Here is a 1867-nt window from a genome sequence, read left to right as displayed (position 1 = left end):
TGGATATGTCGGTGGCCGCTTTGGCCGGTATGCGGCGCGAGCAGCCGCTGCCTTACGGGCTGCGTGGGCTGGTTGGCGATTTGTACGCGGCTGGCGCGGCGGTGGACTTCTCGGTGCTCTACCCCAGCGGTCAGCTGGTGGACGCGCCGCTGCCCACCTGGGCGCACCGCCGGCTGCTCTTGACCCCCGGCGGTCAGGAGTCACGCGCACGCGGCGCGTCGATGGTCCCGGTGCATCCGTTGGTGGGGGCGCACGTGCGACTCGCCGAGGAACCGGAGCGCCACGTTTGGCAGGGCGAGGTCGGCACCGCGGCGCTGCCCTGGATGGCCGATCACCAGATTCACGGAACGGCCGCGCTGCCCGGGGCCGCCTACTGCGAGATGGCGCTGGCCGCGGCCGGCACCGTGTTGGGTGAGGCGTCCGAGGTTCGCGATATCCGCTTCGAACAGCTGCTGCTGCTCGACGAGGAGACCCCCGTCGGCGTCACCGCGACCGTGGAGGCGCCCGGCGTAGTCATGTTTGCGGTGGAGACCGAAGACGAAGGACAGCGCTCCCGGCGGGCCTCCGCCGTCCTGCACGCCATCGAAGATGTCGACCGGCCACCCGCTCAGGACATCGACGAGTTGCTGGCGAAGCATCCCAACCCGGTGACCGGCGACGACCTCCGACAGGGGTTCGACCTGCACGGCATTCAGTACGGTCCGGCGTTCACCGGCCTGGCGACGGTGCACACCGCTCAGGAGACCGGCGGAACGTCCGTGTTTGCCGAGGTAGCCCTGCCGAGCTCTATCCGCGCACAGCAGGACGCCTACGGGGTGCATCCGGCATTGCTGGACGCGTGTTTTCAGTCGGTGGCGGCCCACCCGGCCGTCCAGGGAGTGGGTAATGGCGGTTTGCTGCTGCCCTTGGGTGTGCGCACGCTGCGCTCCTACGGGTCGGCCCGCTACGCCCGCTACTGCTATGCCACTGTGACCGCGTGCGGCTCGGGTGTGGAAGCCGACCTGGACGTGTTGGACGACCACGGCGCAGTCGTGCTGGCCGTGCGCGGACTGGAGATGGGAACCGGCGTTTCACAGGGCAGCGAGCGCGATCGGGTTTTGGGCGAACGGTTGCTGACCATCGAGTGGCAGCAGCGCCAGTTGCCCGAGAGCAGTCACGCTGAGCCCGGCACCTGGCTGTTGATCAGCACCTCTGACGCCACCGAATTGGTGGCCGCGGAGTTGACCGACGCACTCAAGGTGCACGATGCGCAATGCAGCATGATCTCCTGGCCGTTCCAGGCCGATCATGTGGCCCAAGCCGCGCGGTTACGTGACCAGCTCGGGACGGGCGGGTTCACCGGTGTGATGGTGCTTACCGCGCCGCGCAATGGCCACCCGGACGAAGAGTCCGGCGCCCGCGGCGAGCAGCACGTCCAGCATGTGGTCCGTATCGCCCGGGAAATTCCGGAGATCGCGGCCCAGGAGCCCCGGTTCTACGTGTTGACCCGCAACGCCCAGACAGTGCGGTCCGAAGATTGCGCCAATCTCGAGCAGGGCGGCCTGCGTGGGCTGCTGCGGGTGATCAGCGCCGAGCACCCGCACATGAAGGTCAGCTACATCGACGTCGATGAGGCGACGAGCACCGAGTCGGTGGCACGTCAGCTGGTGTTGGCTTCCGACGAAGACGAAACCGCTTGGCGTCACGACGAGTGGTACACCGCGCGGCTGTACCCGGCCCCGCTGCGTCCCGAGGAGCGCCACAGCACCGTCGTCGACCACGCCGACGGCGGCATGAGCCTGCAGATCCGCACCCCCGGCGACCTGGAGACGTTGGAGTTCGCGGCGTTCGACCGGGTGCCGCCGGGGCCTGGGCAGATCGAGGTGGC

General features: G+C 68.7%; 1 protein-coding gene. It reads left to right on the top strand.

What is annotated here, in order from left to right; translation table 11 throughout:
- Window positions 1-1867: polyketide synthase dehydratase domain-containing protein (locus BST12_RS28785; protein ID WP_211281393.1), on the top strand; the 1867-nt coding region annotated here is incomplete at both ends.

Source organism: Mycobacterium angelicum, from assembly GCF_002086155.1.
GTDB lineage: Bacteria > Actinomycetota > Actinomycetes > Mycobacteriales > Mycobacteriaceae > Mycobacterium > Mycobacterium angelicum.
This window is presented reverse-complemented; position numbering and strand designations above follow the sequence as displayed.